Genomic DNA, 14,618 nt, shown 5'->3' with positions numbered 1-14,618 from the left:
ACGAGTCGGCCCTCACTGATGGTGAACGCGTCGGTCACTCCCCGCTGACCAGGACCACCTCCAGGGTGCGTGGTCCGTGCACCCCCTCGACCCGGTCCAGTTCGATGTCGCTGGTGGCGGAAGGGCCGGAGATCCAGGTCAGCGGTCGGTTCGGAGCGAGGCGCCGCAGTGCCTGGGGGACGGAGGAGACGACCTGGTCGGGGACGCGTACGACGCAGATGTGATGGTCGGGGACGAGCGTGATCCGGCGGCGGCCCTGGTCGGGGGAGCCGTCGAGGACGATGGTGCCGGTCTCGGCGATCGCGAGCGCGCAGCCGGTGACCACGCTCTCGACCGTGTCCAGCTCGTGCGGAGTGCTGACGGCACGGTCGTGGACCCGCGTGGCGTCCGCGGCCGACATCCACTCGGGCGGCAGCCCGGGCGGCACGAGGACGGACCGCGGGCCGCGCTCGGCCAGCAGCCGCATGATCAGGCAGGGCAGTTCGTCGGCGTCCGTGCGGTGCACGATCGCCCGGTAGTCCGCCAGGTTCTCGGCGAGCAGATCCACCGTCTCCTCGACACTCCGGTTCCCGTGCTCGCCCAGATAGGCGCGTTCAATCGCCTGGTCGTACGGCGTGTCGTCCGGTGGCACGTCCGCGAGCGCGCGCTGCACCCGGCCCAGGATCCGTTCTCTGCTGCTCACTTGCCGCCGTCCTTTCCGCTGCCGCCCCGTGTGCGCTGCCACCAGTCCCGGAACGGTTCGGAAGGCAGCGCGGGCAGCGCCCTGCTGTCGCTCCACGCCTTGCCGGGACCCGGAAGCGAGCGCGGATGCAGCCGCCGGGTGCGCGAGGCGAGCCGCTGCCCGGTGCGCAGGACTCCAGGCCGGGCGAACGCCCAGCGCGCCGCCCGCATGGCCGCCCGCTCCGCGACATGTCCCTTCGCCGGTTTCAGCACCACCTTGTTGCCCTCGCGCGTCACCTGGCCGCCCTCCACCACCCGCTCCCGCAGATGCACCAGCACCTCGGGGATGTCGATGGCGACCGGGCACACCTCGTAGCAGGCACCGCACAGCGACGAGGCATAGGGCAGCGAGGAGTCGATCTCGCTGTCCGTGCCCCGGAGCTGAGGGCTGAGGATGGCGCCGATCGGGCCCGGATAGACGGAGCCGTAGGCGTGGCCGCCGGCCCGCTCGTACACCGGGCACACGTTGAGACACGCCGAGCAGCGGATGCAGCGCAGTGCCTGGCGGCCCACCTCGTCGGCGAGGGTGTCGGTGCGGCCGTTGTCGAGGAGCACCAGGTGGAAGGTCTGCGGCCCGTCAGCGGTCTCGGAGTTGGTCGTTCCGGTCCACATGGAGGTGTACGGGTTCATGCGCTCCGCCGTCGACGAGCGCGGCAGTGTCTGCAGGAACACCTCCAGGTCCTGCCAGGTCGGCACGGTCTTCTCGATGCCGACGACCGAGATCAGCGTCTCGGGCAGGGTCAGGCACATCCGCCCGTTGCCCTCGGACTCCACCACGACCATCGTGCCGGTCTCGGCGACCATGAAGTTGGCGCCGGAGACGCCGACCTTGGCCCGCAGGAACTTCTCGCGGAGGTGGAGGCGGGCGGCCTCGGCGAGTTCGGCGGGTGTGTCGGTGAGGCCGTCGGGTGCGGGGCGCCCCCACTCGCTCATCTCGCGGGCGAAGATGTCCCGGATCTCACCGCGGTTGCGGTGGATCGCCGGGACCAGGATGTGCGAGGGCCGGTCCTTGCCCAACTGCACGATCAGCTCGGCGAGATCGGTCTCGTAGGCGCGGATGCCCTCCTCTTCCAGAGCCTCGTTGAGCCCGATCTCCTGCGTGGCCATCGACTTGACCTTGACGACCTCCGATTCGCCGGTCTCCTTGACCAGCCGCGTCACGATCCGGTTGGCCTCCTCGGCGTCGGCGGCCCAGTGCACCGTACCGCCCGCGGCGGTGACCGACTCCTCCAACTGCACGAGGTAGCGGTCGAGATGACGGAGCGTGTGGTCCTTGATCTGCTTGCCCGCCTCCCGCAGCGCCGCCCAGTCCGAGACCTCCGCGACGGCGTTCGCCCGCTTGGCGCGGATCGTGTGCGTCGCGTGCCGCAGATTGCCGCGCAGTGTGCTGTTGTGGACGGCCTCGTGCGCGGCCTTCGGGAACGCAGGCATCCCTACGAACGTCCCGCTCATGCGCGCGGCTCCTCTCCCGTACGCCCGCTCATCGCGCCGGCTCCTCTTCCGTGCTCGCCAGGATCTCCGCGATGTGGACCGGCCGCATGCCGGTGCTGAGCCGGGCCATGGTCCCGCCGATGTGCATCAGACAGGAGTTGTCGGCCGCGCACAGCACCTCGGCGCCCGTGGACTCGGCGTTGCGCACCTTGTCCGCGCCCATGGCCGCCGAGACATCGGAGTTCTTCAGCGCGAACGTGCCGCCGAAGCCGCAGCACTCGTCCGCACCCGGCAGTTCGGCCAGCTCCAGCCCCTTGACGGCCTGCAGCAGCCGGCGCGGCCGGTCGGCCAGGCCCAGGCCGCGCAGCCCGTGACAGGTCGGGTGGTATGTCACATGGTGCGGGTAGTACGCGCCGACATCGGTCACCCCCAGCACGTCCACCAGAAACTCCGTGAGTTCGTACGTCTTCGGGATCACCGGCGCCAACGTGGCCGCGAGCGTGTTCCCGCGCCCCTCGGCCCGCGCCCGCTCACCCATCCGCGGATACAGCTCCCGCACCATCGCCCCGCATGACCCGGACGGGGTCACGATCGCCTCGTACTCCCCGAAGACATCGGAGAAATGCCGGGCGAGCGGCTCCGCCTCATGTCGGTAGCCGGTGTTGTAGTGGGCCTGCCCGCAGCAGGTCTGGGCCATCGGGAAGTCGACCTCGACGCCCAGCCTGGTCAGCAGTTTCACCACGGCGCGTCCGGTGTCCGGGTAGAGCGTGTCGTTGACACAGGTCAGGAACAGGGCGACACGCATCGCGGCTCCTTGTGGTTGATCATCGGATGAGTGCAGCGTAGTCCGGCAGCAAGACGTGAGGGAGTCCCCGGTCACGCCCCGGTGAGCCGGGCCTCCGCCTCGCGCCAGCGTGCGATGTCGCCGCGCGGTTCGTACCGCGTGAGCGGCTGGGTACGGGTGAGCAGGCGCCGCATGCCCGCCAGGTCGCCGACGAGCCCGTGGGCCCGTGCCTGGACCAGGACGTTCCCGAGCGCCGCCGCCTCCGTCGGGCCCGCCACGACCGGCAGTCCGCAGGCGTCGGCGGTGAGCTGGCACAGCAGCGCGTTGCGCGTGCCGCCACCCACGATGTGCACGACGTCGACCGGGTGGTCCGCCAGCCGCTGCGCCTCCTCCACCGCCCGGCGATGCGCGAGCGCGAGGGAGTCCAGGATGCAGCGCGTGATCTCGCCGGGGGACTCCGGCACCGGCTGCCCCGAAGCCCGGCAGGCCTCGGCGATCCGCTCCGGCATCCGCCCCGGCGCGAGGAACGCGGCGTCACCCGCGTCCACGACCGACCGCAGCGCCGGTGCCTTGGCCGCGTCGAGCAGCAGCCCGCCCAGCTCCGGCCCGCCCCAGGCCCGTACGCACTCCTGGAGCAGCCACAGCCCCATGATGTTGCGCAGATAGCGGACCGTACCGTCCAGTCCCAGCTCGTTGGTGAAGTTGGCGGTGCGGCTCGCCTCGCTCAGCACGGGCGCGCTCAGCTCCAGGCCCGCCAGGGACCAGGTGCCGGTGCAGATGTACGCGAACCGCTCACGCCCGGCCGGCACGGCCGCCACCGCGGACGCCGTGTCGTGCGAGCCGACCGTCGTCACCGGCACCGGCCCGGTCAGCCCGGTCTCCTCCAGCACCTCGGGCCGCAGCACGCCCGCCGGATCCCCGGGCTGCCTGAGCGGTGCGAACAGGCCGAGGTCGATCCCGAGCCGGGCGGCGACGTCGCGGGACCAGTCGCGTGTCCGGGGGTCGATCAGCTGGGTCGTCGAGGCGTTGGTCAGCTCGGTGCCCTGCTCGCCGGTGAGCCAGTAGGCCAGCAGGTCCGGGACGAGCAACAGGCGCTCGGCGTGCGCCAGTTGCCCGGTGGAACGGGCGGCGACCAGCTGGTACAGCGTGTTGAAGGGCGCGTACTGCAGTCCGGTCGCCGCATACAGCTCGGGGGCGGGCATCGTGGCCCACACCTTCTCCGCGACGCCCTCGGTGCGGGCGTCGCGATAGTGCACGGGGTTCCCGAGCAACGCGCCGTCGGCGTCCAGCAGCCCGTAGTCGACGGCCCAGCTGTCGATGCCGGCGGAGTCGACCTGCCCAGCCGCCCGCAGCCCGTCGAGGACACCGGCGTACAGCCCGAGAATGTCCCACCGCAGCCCTTCGGGCACCCGCACCGGCCGGTTCACGAACCGGTGCGCCTCCGTCAGCTCCAGCGAGTCGGGCCCGACGCGGCCGACCATGACGCGCCCGCTGGACGCGCCGAGGTCGACCGCCGCGTACGACTTCACGGCCGTGCTCATCGCAGGAACGCGGCTGCGACGCCGGCGTCGACCGGGATGTGCAGCCCGGTGGTGTGCGTCAGCTCCCCGCCGGTCAGCGCGAACACGGCGTTCGCCACATGCTCGGGCAGCACCTCGCGCTTGAGGATGGTCCGCTGCGCGTAGAACTCGCCCAGCTTCGCCTCCTCGACCCCGTAGACGGCGGCCCGCTGCGCACCCCAGCCACCGGCGAAGATCCCGGACCCGCGCACCACGCCGTCCGGGTTGATCCCGTTGACCCGGATGCCGTGCTCGCCCAACTCGGCTGCCAGCAGCCGCACCTGGTGGGCCTGGTCGGCCTTGGTCGCGGAGTACGCGATGTTGTTCGGCCCCGCGAAGACGGCGTTCTTCGACGCGATGTACACGATGTCACCGCCGAGCCCCTGCGCGATCATCACCCGTGCCGCCTCGCGCGAGACGAGGAACGACCCCCGGGCCATGATGTCGTGCTGGAGGTCCCAGTCCTTCGCCGACGTCTCCAGCAGCGGCTTGGAGACGGAGATACCGGCGTTGTTGACCACGAGGTCGACCCCGCCGAAGGCGAGCGCGGCCGCCTTGAAGGCGTCGGCGATCTGCTCCTCGGACGTGACGTCGACGGTGACGGCGACGGCCTTGTCGGCCCCGCCCAGCTCCTCGGCGACACTGGCGGCGTTGTCGGCGTTCAGATCGGCGACGACGACACACGCGCCCTCGGCGACGAGCCGCTGCGCGATCGCCCTGCCGATCCCACTGCCCGCACCGGTCACCAGCGCCACCCGGGTCGCGAGCGCCTTGGGCTTCGGCATCCGCTGAAGCTTGGCCTCCTCAAGCGCCCAGTACTCGATACGGAACTTCTCCGACTCCTCGATCGGCGCATACGTCGACACGGCCTCGGCGCCGCGCATCACGTTGATGGCGTTGACGTAGAACTCGCCGGCCACCCGCGCGGTCTGCTTGTCCTTGCCGAAGCTGAACATGCCCACACCGGGAATCAGCACGATGGCCGGGTCGGCACCGCGCATCGCGGGGGAGTCGGGCAGGGCGTGCCGCTGGTAGTAGGCGGCGTACTCCTCGCGATAGGCGGTGTGCAGCTCCTTCAGCCGGGCGATCGCCTCGTCCAGCGGGGCGGTCGGCGGCAGGTCGAGCACCAGCGGCCGTACCTTCGTACGCAGGAAGTGATCGGGGCAGGAGGTGCCGAGGGCCGCGAGGCGCGGATGCTCGGCGGACGCGAGGAAGTCGAGGACCGCCTCGGAGTCGTTGAAGTGGCCCACCTGGGGGCGGTCCTGGGACGCGAGGGCACGCACGTGCGGCGCCAGCGCGGACGCCCGCTCCCGCCGCTCGGCGGCGCTGAGGGCGGCGTACCCCTCGATCACCGGCCCGAAGGGCTCCGCCTTGCCCCGCTCGGCGAGGAACGCCTCGGCGGTACGGATGATGTGCAGCGAATTCCGCTCGCATTCCTCGGAGGTGTCACCCCACGCCGTGATCCCGTGCCCGCCCAGGATGCAGCCGATGGCCTGCGGATTGGCCTTCTTGACCGCCGCGATGTCCAGCCCGAGCTGAAACCCGGGCCGCCGCCACGGCACCCACACCACGCTGTCCCCGAAACACTCGGCGGTCAGCTTCTCCCCGTCGGCGGCGCACGCCAGCGCGATCCCGGAGTCCGGGTGCAGATGGTCCACGTGCGCGGCCTCGACCAGCCCGTGCATGGCCGTGTCGATCGAGGGAGCCGCCCCGCCCTTGCCGTGCAGGCAGTAGTCGAACGCGGCCACCATCTCGTCCTCGCGCTCGACCCCCGGATAGACGTCGACGAGCGCCCGCATCCGGTCCAGCCGCAGCACGGCGAGCCCGGCTTCCTGGAGAGTCCCGAGGTCGCCTCCGGACCCCTTGACCCACATCAGCTCGACGTCACCACCGGTGACGGGATCGGTTTCGGTTCCCTTGGCGGACGCGTTCCCGCCGGCGTAGTTGGTGTTACGGGGATCAGCGCCGAGCCGATGGGACCGGGCGAGGAGAGCGGCGGCTTCGGGGTGCGGTGCCATGAACGGTCAGTCCTTACGTGATGTTTCTACGAGGGGTGGTAGGGGCGCCCGCAACGGGGCGCGCGGGGCGGTGCCGACAGGCGACTGGAGCCGCGATGGGGGAGGCTCACGCCCCCCAGCCGGCCTGCTGACCGCCAACCCGTTCGGCCACGATCTTCTCGGCCCACCCGGACCGGCGGTACGCGGCGATGGGGTCGGCGTCGAGACCCATCTCCTCCCGGACCTCCGCGAGCAACGGCCGCACATCGGTGTTGTACGCGTCCATCAGCACGGCGTTCGCGGCAAGGACGTCGCCCGCCGCCTGAGCGTCGGCCAGCGCCGACCGGTCCACCAGCAGCGCCTTCGCCGTGGCCTCCTGGACGTTCATCACCGACCGGATGATCGCCGGGATCTTCGCCTCGATGTTGTGGCACTGGTCGAGCATGAAGGCGACGTCGGAGGTGAACCCGCCCCCACGCACCACCTCGTACATGATCCGGAACAGCTGGAACGGGTCGGCGGCCCCCACCATCAGGTCGTCATCGGCGTAGAAGCGGGAATTGAAGTCGAAGGCTCCGAGCTTCCCCTCCCGCAGCAGGGTCGCCACGATGAACTCGATGTTCGTGCCCGGCGCGTGATGTCCGGTGTCGACCACGACCTGGGCCTTCGGCCCCAACTTCAGGCAGTGCGCGTACGCCGTGCCCCAGTCCGGCACATCGGTCGTGTAGAAGGCAGGCTCGAAGAACTTGTACTCCAGCAGCATCCGCTGCCCGTCACCGAGCCGCTCGTACACCTCCGCGAGACCCTCGGCGAGCCGGTCCTGCCGCGCACGGATGTCGTCCTGCCCGGGGTAGTTCGTGCCGTCCGCGAACCACAGCTTCAGGTCGGCGGAGCCCGTCGCGTCCATGATGTCGACGCACTCCAGCAGGTGGTCCACCGCCTTGCGGCGCACCACCGCCTCGGGATGGCAGATGCTCCCGAGCTTGTAGTCGTCGTCCTGGAACGTGTTGGAGTTGATCGCGCCCAGCTTCACGCCACGCTCTCCGGCGTGCTTGGCCAGGGCCGCGTAGTCGTCGACCTTGTCCCAGGGGATGTGCAGGGCGACCGTGGGGGCGACGCCGGTGAACTCGTGCACCTTCGCAGCGTCGTCCAGCTTCTCCCACGGCGTCCGCGGAACGCCTTGCTGCGCGAACACTTTGAACCGCGTACCCGAGTTCCCGTACGCCCACGACGGCGTCTCGACGGCCTGGGTCTTCAGGGCGGCCTTCACCGCGGCGAGTTCGGTCACTTCAGGACTCCTGTGGCATCGGGTCGTAACACTGCTGCACGACTGCTGCATGAAACGATTCAGAACGGGAAGCTATGGGGCCTCCGGGAGGGTGTCAACCCCTCTGGCCAACCTCGATGCCCGTGACTGGTCCGTGACCTTCGGCTCTCGAAATTTTTTCGACCCAGACCCATTGACGTGACATGGCTCTGATGCCTAACGTCCCGGCAACCCAGTTGAAACCTTTCACGACGCCCTGAGGCCAGGCCCGCCGGCGTCGTCGAGGAGCCCCCAATGACCCACCCGTCCGACACGGGTCCGGCCCCGGTGCTCGCGCTGAAGGACGTTTCCAAGTCCTTCGGCGCGGTGCGAGCTCTGCGGGACGTCTCCCTGGAGCTGTCCCCCGGCGAGGTGCACGCACTCGCCGGTGAGAACGGCGCCGGCAAGTCGACCCTCATCAAGACGCTCGCCGGGGTGCACCGGCCGGACGCCGGCCAGGTGCTGCTCGACGGTGAGCCCGTCGTCTTCCACGGTCCCGGCGACGCCCGCGACGCCGGTATCGCCGTGATCTACCAGGAGCCCACGCTCTTCCCCGACCTGTCGATCGCCGAGAACATCTTCATGGGCCGCCAGCCCCGGCGTGCCCTCGGCCGGATCGACCACAAGGCCACCCACGCGGCCACCCTGGCGCTCATGCAGCGACTCGGTGTCGAGCTGGACCCGGACCGGCCCGCGCGCGGTCTGTCGATCGCCGACCAGCAGATCGTGGAGATCGCCAAGGCGCTCTCGTTCGACGCCCGCGTCCTGATCATGGACGAGCCGACCGCCGCCCTCACCGGCAGCGAGGTCGCCCGGCTCTTCGGAGTCGTCCGCACCCTGCGTGAACAGGGCGCCGCCGTCCTGTTCATCTCGCACCGGCTGGAGGAGATCTTCCAGATCTGCCAGCGGGTGACCACCCTGCGCGACGGCGCCTGGATCGCCAGCGAACCGCTGGACGGCATGACCGAGGACGACCTGGTCCGCCGGATGGTCGGCCGCGACCTCGACGAGCTGTACCCCAAGCAGGACGTGAAGCCGGGCGAGGTCGCCCTGAGCGTGCGCCGGCTGACCCGCGAGGGCGTGTTCACCGACGTCTCCTTCGACGTACGACGCGGTGAGATCGTCGGCCTCGCGGGGCTGGTCGGCGCGGGGCGCACCGAGGTCGCCCGGGCCGTGTTCGGCATCGACCGCTGGGACGCCGGCGAGGTCGCCGTCGACGGCAAGGCCCTGACCAACGGTGCCCCGTCGACCGCCATGGCCTCCGGGCTCGCCCTCGTCCCCGAGGACCGGCGTGCCCAGGGCCTGGTGATGGACATGTCCATCGAGCGGAACATCGGCCTCACCGGACTCCGTACGACCGTCAGGGCCGGCCTGATGGACCGCGGCGCCGAACGCAGCCGCTCCCTCGACTGGGCCGTCAAGCTCCAGGTCAAGTACGCCCGCATCGCCGACACGGTGAACACCCTGTCCGGCGGCAACCAGCAGAAGGTCGTCCTCGCCAAGTGGCTGGCCACCGGCCCCAAGGTGCTGATCGTCGACGAGCCCACCCGCGGCATCGACGTCGGCACCAAGGCCGAGGTGCACCGGCTGCTCAGCGAGCTGGCCGCCGACGGCGTGGCCGTCCTGATGATCTCCTCCGACCTGCCCGAGATCCTCGGCATGGCCGACCGCGTGCTCGTGATGCACGAGGGACGCCTCACCGCCGAGATCCCGCGCTCCGAAGCCACCGAGGAAACCGTGATGGCCGCAGCCACCGGGAGGGCCGCCGCATGACGGTGATCACTCCCAAAGAGGCTCCCGTGACCGACGCACCGAAGTCCAGCGGCACCCGCCTCGTCGACCGCGTCTTCAAGATGCGGGAACTGGCCATCCTGGTCGTGTTCCTGGTGATGATCGTCGTCACCCAGCTGGGGAACAGCGAGTTCCTGAGCGAGCAGGGCATCAAGGACCTGCTGCTCAACGCGACCATCCTGGTGCTGGTCGCCACCGGACAGTCCCTGGTCGTCATCACCCGCAACGTCGACCTGTCGGTCGGCTCCACGCTCGGCATCAGCGCCTTCGCCGCCGGTACGTATCTCCAGGGCGGCGGGAACCCGGTCGTGGCCGTGTTCCTGGCGATCCTGATGGGCATCGGCTTCGGTCTGCTGAACGGCCTGCTCGTCAGCCTCGGCCAAGTGCCCGCGCTCGTCGTCACCCTGGGCACGCTCTACATCATCCGCGGCATCGACTCCATCTGGGTCGGCTCCCGCCAGATCACCGCGGCCGACCTGCCCGACGGCTTCGTGGACTTCGGCTCCGACGGCATCTCCGCGGTGCCGTGGCTGGCGCTGATCGCCGTCGCCGTACTGATCGCGACCGCGTACTACCTCAGGCACTTCGGCAGCGGCCGCGAGCTGTACGCCCTCGGCTCCAACCCGGAGGCCGCGCGTCTCGCCGGCATCCCGGTGCGCAAGCGGATCCTGGCCGCGTACACCTTCTGCGGCGCGCTGGCCGGTCTCGCGGGCGCCATGTACCTGGCCCGCTTCGGCAACGTCGACTCCGGCACCGGCAACGGCTACGAACTCACCGTCGTCAGCGCGGTCGTGGTCGGCGGCGTCGTCTTCACCGGCGGCTCCGGCAGCGTCTACGGCGCGGCGCTCGGCGCGCTGCTGCTGACGTCCATCAACAGCGTGCTGCCCGCCCTCGGCGTCAGCTCCGTCTGGGTGCTCGCCATCAACGGCATCCTGCTCCTCCTCGCCATCGCCGTCGACCGGATCGTCGCGCTGCGTGTGGCCTCCGCCCTGAAGAAGAGGAACGCCCGCCATGGCTGACTTCTCGCTCTCGCGCGCCGTTCGCTGGGACACGGTCGTCGGCGCCCTCCTCATCGTCGTCCTGCTGCTGTCCTTCGGCACCGTCGACGGCTTCGGCAACGCCCTCAACCTGTCCTTTCTGATCGGCAACACACTGCCCATCGCGCTGATCGCGCTGCCGATGACCCTGCTCGTCGTCTCCGGTGAGATCGACCTGTCGGTGGCCTCCACGGCGGGACTGTCGGGGGCCGTGATGGGCGCCCTGTGGAACGAGGGCATGACCATCGAGACGATCATCCCGATCTGTCTGCTGCTCGGCGTGGTCTGCGGACTGATCAACGGCCTGCTGGTCACCAAGCTCGGCCTGCCCTCCCTCGCCGTCACCATCGGCACCCTCGCCGCCTACCGGGGCATCGCACAGATCGTGCTCGGCTCCGACGCGGTGACCGACTTCCCGACCCAGTACCTGGACTTCGCGGCCGGACGCATCGGCGACACCTTCATCCCGCAGGCGTTCCTGCCCTTCCTGGTGCTCCTCACGATCGCCGTGGTCGTCCTGCACGTCACCCCGTTCGGGCGGTCGGTCTTCGCGACCGGCGCGAGCGAGGAGGCCGCCCGGTTCGCCGGCATCCGGGTCAAGCGGCAGAAGCTGATCCTGTTCACGGTGACCGGCCTGATGGCCTCCCTCACCGGCATCTTCTGGGCCCTGCACTACGCCAGCGCCCGCTACGACAACGCCACCGGCCTCGAACTCTCCGTCGTCGCCGCGGTGTTGCTCGGCGGCATCGACTTCGACGGCGGCAAGGGCACGCTCGGCGGCGCGATCGCGGGAGTCTTCCTGCTCGGCACGCTGCAGAACGTGATGAGCCTCCAGGACGTCACCGCCCAGTCGCAGATCGTCGTCACCGGCGTCCTGCTCGTCCTCTCCGTGCTCGGCCCCCGGGTCGCACGCCAGATCTCCGTCGCGAGGGCCGGGCGCAGAACCGCCTCAGCGCCGGTGTCCAAAGCACCAACGCCAGCCTCATAGGCAAGACGGCGCTTACGGACGACCTCGTAACAGCCCCTTCACCCTCGTAAGGAATCAGACATGCGTAAGGCATCCATCCGCCGTACCTGCGCGGCCCTCGCCGCCGTGACCTCACTCGCCCTCGCCGTCACCGCCTGCGGCGGCACCACCCAGGAGGACGTCAAGGACGAAGGCGCCTCCGCCGCCACCACCGGCAAGGCGGACCCGAACGCCGAACTGAAGACGGGCCTGACCGTCGGCTTCCTGCCCAAGCAGGTCAACAACCCCTACTTCACCTCCGCCGACAAGGGCGGCGAGGCGGCCCTGAAGGAGCTGGGCTCCAGCTACAAGGAGGTCGGCCCGTCCAGCGCCACCGACACCGCCGGCCAGGTCTCCTACGTCAACACGCTGACCCAGCAGCAGGTCGACGCGATGGCCGTCTCCGCGCAGGACCCGGGCGCCCTGTGCACCTCGCTGAAGCAGGCCATGGACAACGACATCAAGGTCGTCACCTACGACTCGGACACCAACCCCGAGTGCCGCAACGCCTTCGTCTCGCAGGCCTCCGCCGAGGACCTCGGCCGCACCGAGGTGCAGCTGCTCGCCGAGCAGATCGACTACAAGGGCGAGATCGCGATCCTGTCCGCCGCGCAGACCGCGACGAACCAGAACATCTGGATCGACTTCATGAAGAAGGAGCTGGAGGACCCCAAGTACAAGGACATCAAGCTCGTCAAGGTCGCCTACGGTGACGACGACGCCCAGAAGTCCTTCCAGCAGACCCAGGGCCTGCTGCAGGAGTACCCGAACCTGAAGGGGATCATCTCCCCGACCACCGTCGGCATCAAGGCCGCCGCTCAGTACCTGTCGGGCTCCAAGTACAAGGGCAAGGTCAAGCTGACCGGCCTCGGCACCCCGAACGACATGCGCAAGTACGTCAAGAACGGCACCGTCGACGCGTTCGAGCTGTGGGACCCGGCGAAGCTCGGCGACCTGGCCGCCCGCGCCGCCGTCGCCCTGGTCTCCGGCCAGATCACCGGCAAGGAAGGCGAGACCTTCAAGGCCGGCGACAAGACGTACACCATCGGCAAGGACGGCGTGATCAGCCTCGGCAAGCCGACCGTCTTCGACGCCGAGAACATCGACCAGTACAACTTCTGACACCCGGAGGGTTGTTGATGCAGCGCGTGTGCTTCCTGCTGAAGGTCAGGGCGGACCGCCTCGACGAGTACCGCGAGCGGCATGCCGCCGTGTGGCCCGAGATGCTCGACGCACTCTCGGCCACCGGCTGGCACAACTACTCGCTCTTCCTGCGTGACGACGGCCTGCTCGTCGGCTACCTGGAGACCGAGGACTTCGCCGCCGCCGTGGCCGGTATGGAAGCCACCGACGTCAACGCCCGCTGGCAGGCGGAGATGGCGCCGTTCTTCGAGTCACTGGACGGCGCCCGGCCCGACGAAGCCATGAAACCCCTTACGGAAGTGTTCCACCTCGCCTGACCCCTCGTGAACCACTTAACCCTCCCCGCACCTCGCCGACAACGGAGTCCCCCGAGATGAAGAGACGTACGCTGCTGGGCGCCGCCCTCGCCGGAGCCGTAGTGACCCCGGCCCTCACGTCCGGCACGGCCCGCGCCGCCGACCCCGGCCCGTCCCTCACCCTGACCAGCACCACCACGCTCGACACGCAGGCCCTCTTCTTCGTGTCGTACGACGGCCTGGTCAACAACAACGCCTTTCAGAAGAACGGCCTGCTGACCTACAAGGGCTACCAGTACGCCGTCTGGTACACCGCCGACCGCAACGCCGTCGTGGCCCGCCGCGTCCTCGGCGCCAGCACCTGGTCCACGGTCAAGGTCGGCCACACCCTGCGTTACAACGACTCCCACAACGTCATCTCGATGGGGATCTCGAAGGTGGACGGCCGCCTTCACCTCAACATGGACTCGCACAGCGACGGCTTCACCTACGTCAAGTCGGTCGCCGGTCTCATGGACAACCCGGCCGGCCTGAGCTGGACCGCGAGCCGCTTCGGCGCACCCCAGTCCACCCTGGACGGCCTCGCGCTCACCTCGCAGTTCACCTACCCGCAGTTCGTCTCCACCCCCGAGGGCAGGCTGCAACTCAGCTACCGCGTCGCCGTGTCCGGCAACGGCCGCAACGCGCTCGCCGAGTACAACGGCACGAGCTGGACCAACCTCGGCGAGTGGACCAGCTCCACCGGCACGTACACCAGCGAGCACGGCTCCTCCACGGCCCGCAACATGTACCTGCACGGCATCGACTACGACGTCAACGGGCGCCTGCACTCCTTCTTCACCTGGCGCGAGCAGAACGGCGCCGTGATGTGCAACGGCGGCGGCATCACCAACCACGACACCGGCTACGTCTACTCCGACGACCGCGGCCGCACCTGGCGCAACAACGCCGGCACCGTCGTCGGCACGACCGGCGGCTCCGACAAGGTGGCCGTGACCGACAGCGGGCTCGTCGTCGACCCGCTCAACCCGGACCACTCCCTGATGAACCAGGAGAGCCAGTTCACCGACTCCGCCGGCCTGCCGCACGCGATCATCAGCTATGTCCCCGGCCGCTTCGGCCAGTGCACCACGAACTACGTCACCGACCGGACCAACAACGGCCGTGCCTTCCACGTCCGCAAGAACTCCTCAGGCACCTGGCAGAAGACCGAGATACCGGTCCCGCTGAACTCCAGCCAGCGCACCAAGCTGATCCTGGACAAGTACGACAACGCGTACGCGATCTTCCCGTTCTGCCGGATCGCCGGGGCCTCCAAGGCCTCCGGCTACACGGACTGGTCGGTCCTGTACGACGGGGTCACCGCCGGGCTGAACGCCTTCGGCGAGGTCGTCATCGACGAGACGCGCGTCGCGCAGGACAACTTCCTGTCGGTCATGTACCAGGAGAAGTCCAGCGGTACGACGCCCTCGGCGCTGCGTAACCTCAATTTCCGGCTGCCTGCCTGACCGCAGCTGTTGCGGGCGGCTTGACGGTACCGTGAAGGGC

Annotated in this window: 12 protein-coding genes; 6 read left to right on the top strand and 6 right to left on the bottom strand. The window is 69.6% G+C overall.

Annotation, left to right across the window (positions count from 1 at the left end):
- Positions 1 to 34 precede the first annotated feature (34 nt).
- The 6 genes from GFH49_RS03245 to rhaI all read right to left on the bottom strand — a co-directional run bounded on the left by GFH49_RS03245 (position 35) and on the right by rhaI (position 7,779).
- Complete coding sequence (locus tag GFH49_RS03245) at positions 35 to 682, bottom strand: LutC/YkgG family protein (RefSeq protein ID WP_155054206.1); 648 nt, start codon at positions 680 to 682, stop codon at positions 35 to 37.
- A complete protein-coding gene (locus tag GFH49_RS03240; RefSeq protein WP_155054205.1) occupies positions 679 to 2,172 on the bottom strand; it encodes a LutB/LldF family L-lactate oxidation iron-sulfur protein in 1,494 nt (497 codons plus the stop codon). The genes GFH49_RS03245 and GFH49_RS03240 overlap by 4 nt, the downstream gene beginning before the upstream one ends.
- A 28-nt stretch (positions 2,173 to 2,200) precedes the next feature.
- Entirely contained in the window at positions 2,201 to 2,956 is a 756-nt protein-coding gene (locus GFH49_RS03235; RefSeq protein ID WP_155054204.1) for a (Fe-S)-binding protein, read from the bottom strand.
- Between the two features lie 71 nt (positions 2,957 to 3,027).
- Entirely contained in the window at positions 3,028 to 4,476 is a 1,449-nt protein-coding gene (locus tag GFH49_RS03230) for a rhamnulokinase (RefSeq protein ID WP_155054203.1), read from the bottom strand.
- Complete coding sequence (locus tag GFH49_RS03225) at positions 4,473 to 6,512, bottom strand: bifunctional aldolase/short-chain dehydrogenase (RefSeq protein ID WP_155054202.1); 2,040 nt, start codon at positions 6,510 to 6,512, stop codon at positions 4,473 to 4,475. Before GFH49_RS03225 ends, GFH49_RS03230 begins: the two co-directional genes overlap by 4 nt.
- Positions 6,513 to 6,618: 106 nt before the next feature.
- On the bottom strand, positions 6,619 to 7,779 hold the full coding sequence (gene rhaI / locus GFH49_RS03220) for an L-rhamnose isomerase (protein WP_155054201.1): 1,161 nt from the start codon (positions 7,777 to 7,779) through the stop codon (positions 6,619 to 6,621).
- Between the two features lie 273 nt (positions 7,780 to 8,052).
- Between rhaI and GFH49_RS03215 the strand changes: the two genes are divergently transcribed.
- From GFH49_RS03215 to GFH49_RS03190, 6 genes are read left to right on the top strand one after another with little or no spacing between them, the layout of a single operon-like run.
- Positions 8,053 to 9,570, top strand: a complete 1,518-nt coding sequence (locus GFH49_RS03215) for a sugar ABC transporter ATP-binding protein (RefSeq protein ID WP_155054200.1) — start codon at positions 8,053 to 8,055, stop codon at positions 9,568 to 9,570.
- Positions 9,567 to 10,607 carry an ABC transporter permease gene (locus GFH49_RS03210; RefSeq protein ID WP_155054199.1) on the top strand — a complete coding sequence of 347 codons (1,041 nt, stop codon included), beginning with the start codon at positions 9,567 to 9,569 and terminating at the stop codon, positions 10,605 to 10,607. Before GFH49_RS03215 ends, GFH49_RS03210 begins: the two co-directional genes overlap by 4 nt.
- Complete coding sequence (locus tag GFH49_RS03205; RefSeq protein WP_155054198.1) at positions 10,600 to 11,613, top strand: ABC transporter permease; 1,014 nt, start codon at positions 10,600 to 10,602, stop codon at positions 11,611 to 11,613. Before GFH49_RS03210 ends, GFH49_RS03205 begins: the two co-directional genes overlap by 8 nt.
- A 60-nt stretch (positions 11,614 to 11,673) precedes the next feature.
- Positions 11,674 to 12,753 (top strand): rhamnose ABC transporter substrate-binding protein, encoded by a 1,080-nt coding sequence (rhaS, locus tag GFH49_RS03200; RefSeq protein ID WP_155054197.1) that lies wholly within the window; start codon positions 11,674 to 11,676, stop codon positions 12,751 to 12,753.
- A gap of 17 nt (positions 12,754 to 12,770) precedes the next feature.
- Complete coding sequence (locus GFH49_RS03195) at positions 12,771 to 13,091, top strand: L-rhamnose mutarotase (RefSeq protein WP_155054196.1); 321 nt, start codon at positions 12,771 to 12,773, stop codon at positions 13,089 to 13,091.
- Between the two features lie 56 nt (positions 13,092 to 13,147).
- Positions 13,148 to 14,578 (top strand): BNR repeat-containing protein, encoded by a 1,431-nt coding sequence (locus GFH49_RS03190; RefSeq protein ID WP_155054195.1) that lies wholly within the window; start codon positions 13,148 to 13,150, stop codon positions 14,576 to 14,578.
- Positions 14,579 to 14,618: the final 40 nt, after the last annotated feature.

It is taken from the genome of Streptomyces blattellae (assembly GCF_009709555.1).
Lineage (GTDB): Bacteria > Actinomycetota > Actinomycetes > Streptomycetales > Streptomycetaceae > Streptomyces > Streptomyces blattellae.
This window is presented reverse-complemented; position numbering and strand designations above follow the sequence as displayed.

What these genes read in the sequence shown, in the direction of transcription:
- GFH49_RS03240 (WP_155054205.1), bottom strand. Translation starts at nt 2,172, where the DNA reads ATGAGCGGGACGTTCGTAGGGATGCCTGCGTTCCCGAAGGCCGCGCAC.
- GFH49_RS03235 (WP_155054204.1), bottom strand. Translation starts at nt 2,956, where the DNA reads ATGCGTGTCGCCCTGTTCCTGACCTGTGTCAACGACACGCTCTACCCG.
- GFH49_RS03230 (WP_155054203.1), bottom strand. Translation starts at nt 4,476, where the DNA reads ATGAGCACGGCCGTGAAGTCGTACGCGGCGGTCGACCTCGGCGCGTCC.
- GFH49_RS03225 (WP_155054202.1), bottom strand. Translation starts at nt 6,512, where the DNA reads ATGGCACCGCACCCCGAAGCCGCCGCTCTCCTCGCCCGGTCCCATCGG.
- GFH49_RS03215 (WP_155054200.1), top strand. Translation starts at nt 8,053, where the DNA reads ATGACCCACCCGTCCGACACGGGTCCGGCCCCGGTGCTCGCGCTGAAG.
- GFH49_RS03210 (WP_155054199.1), top strand. Translation starts at nt 9,567, where the DNA reads ATGACGGTGATCACTCCCAAAGAGGCTCCCGTGACCGACGCACCGAAG.
- GFH49_RS03205 (WP_155054198.1), top strand. Translation starts at nt 10,600, where the DNA reads ATGGCTGACTTCTCGCTCTCGCGCGCCGTTCGCTGGGACACGGTCGTC.
- rhaS (WP_155054197.1), top strand. Translation starts at nt 11,674, where the DNA reads ATGCGTAAGGCATCCATCCGCCGTACCTGCGCGGCCCTCGCCGCCGTG.
- GFH49_RS03195 (WP_155054196.1), top strand. Translation starts at nt 12,771, where the DNA reads ATGCAGCGCGTGTGCTTCCTGCTGAAGGTCAGGGCGGACCGCCTCGAC.
- GFH49_RS03190 (WP_155054195.1), top strand. Translation starts at nt 13,148, where the DNA reads ATGAAGAGACGTACGCTGCTGGGCGCCGCCCTCGCCGGAGCCGTAGTG.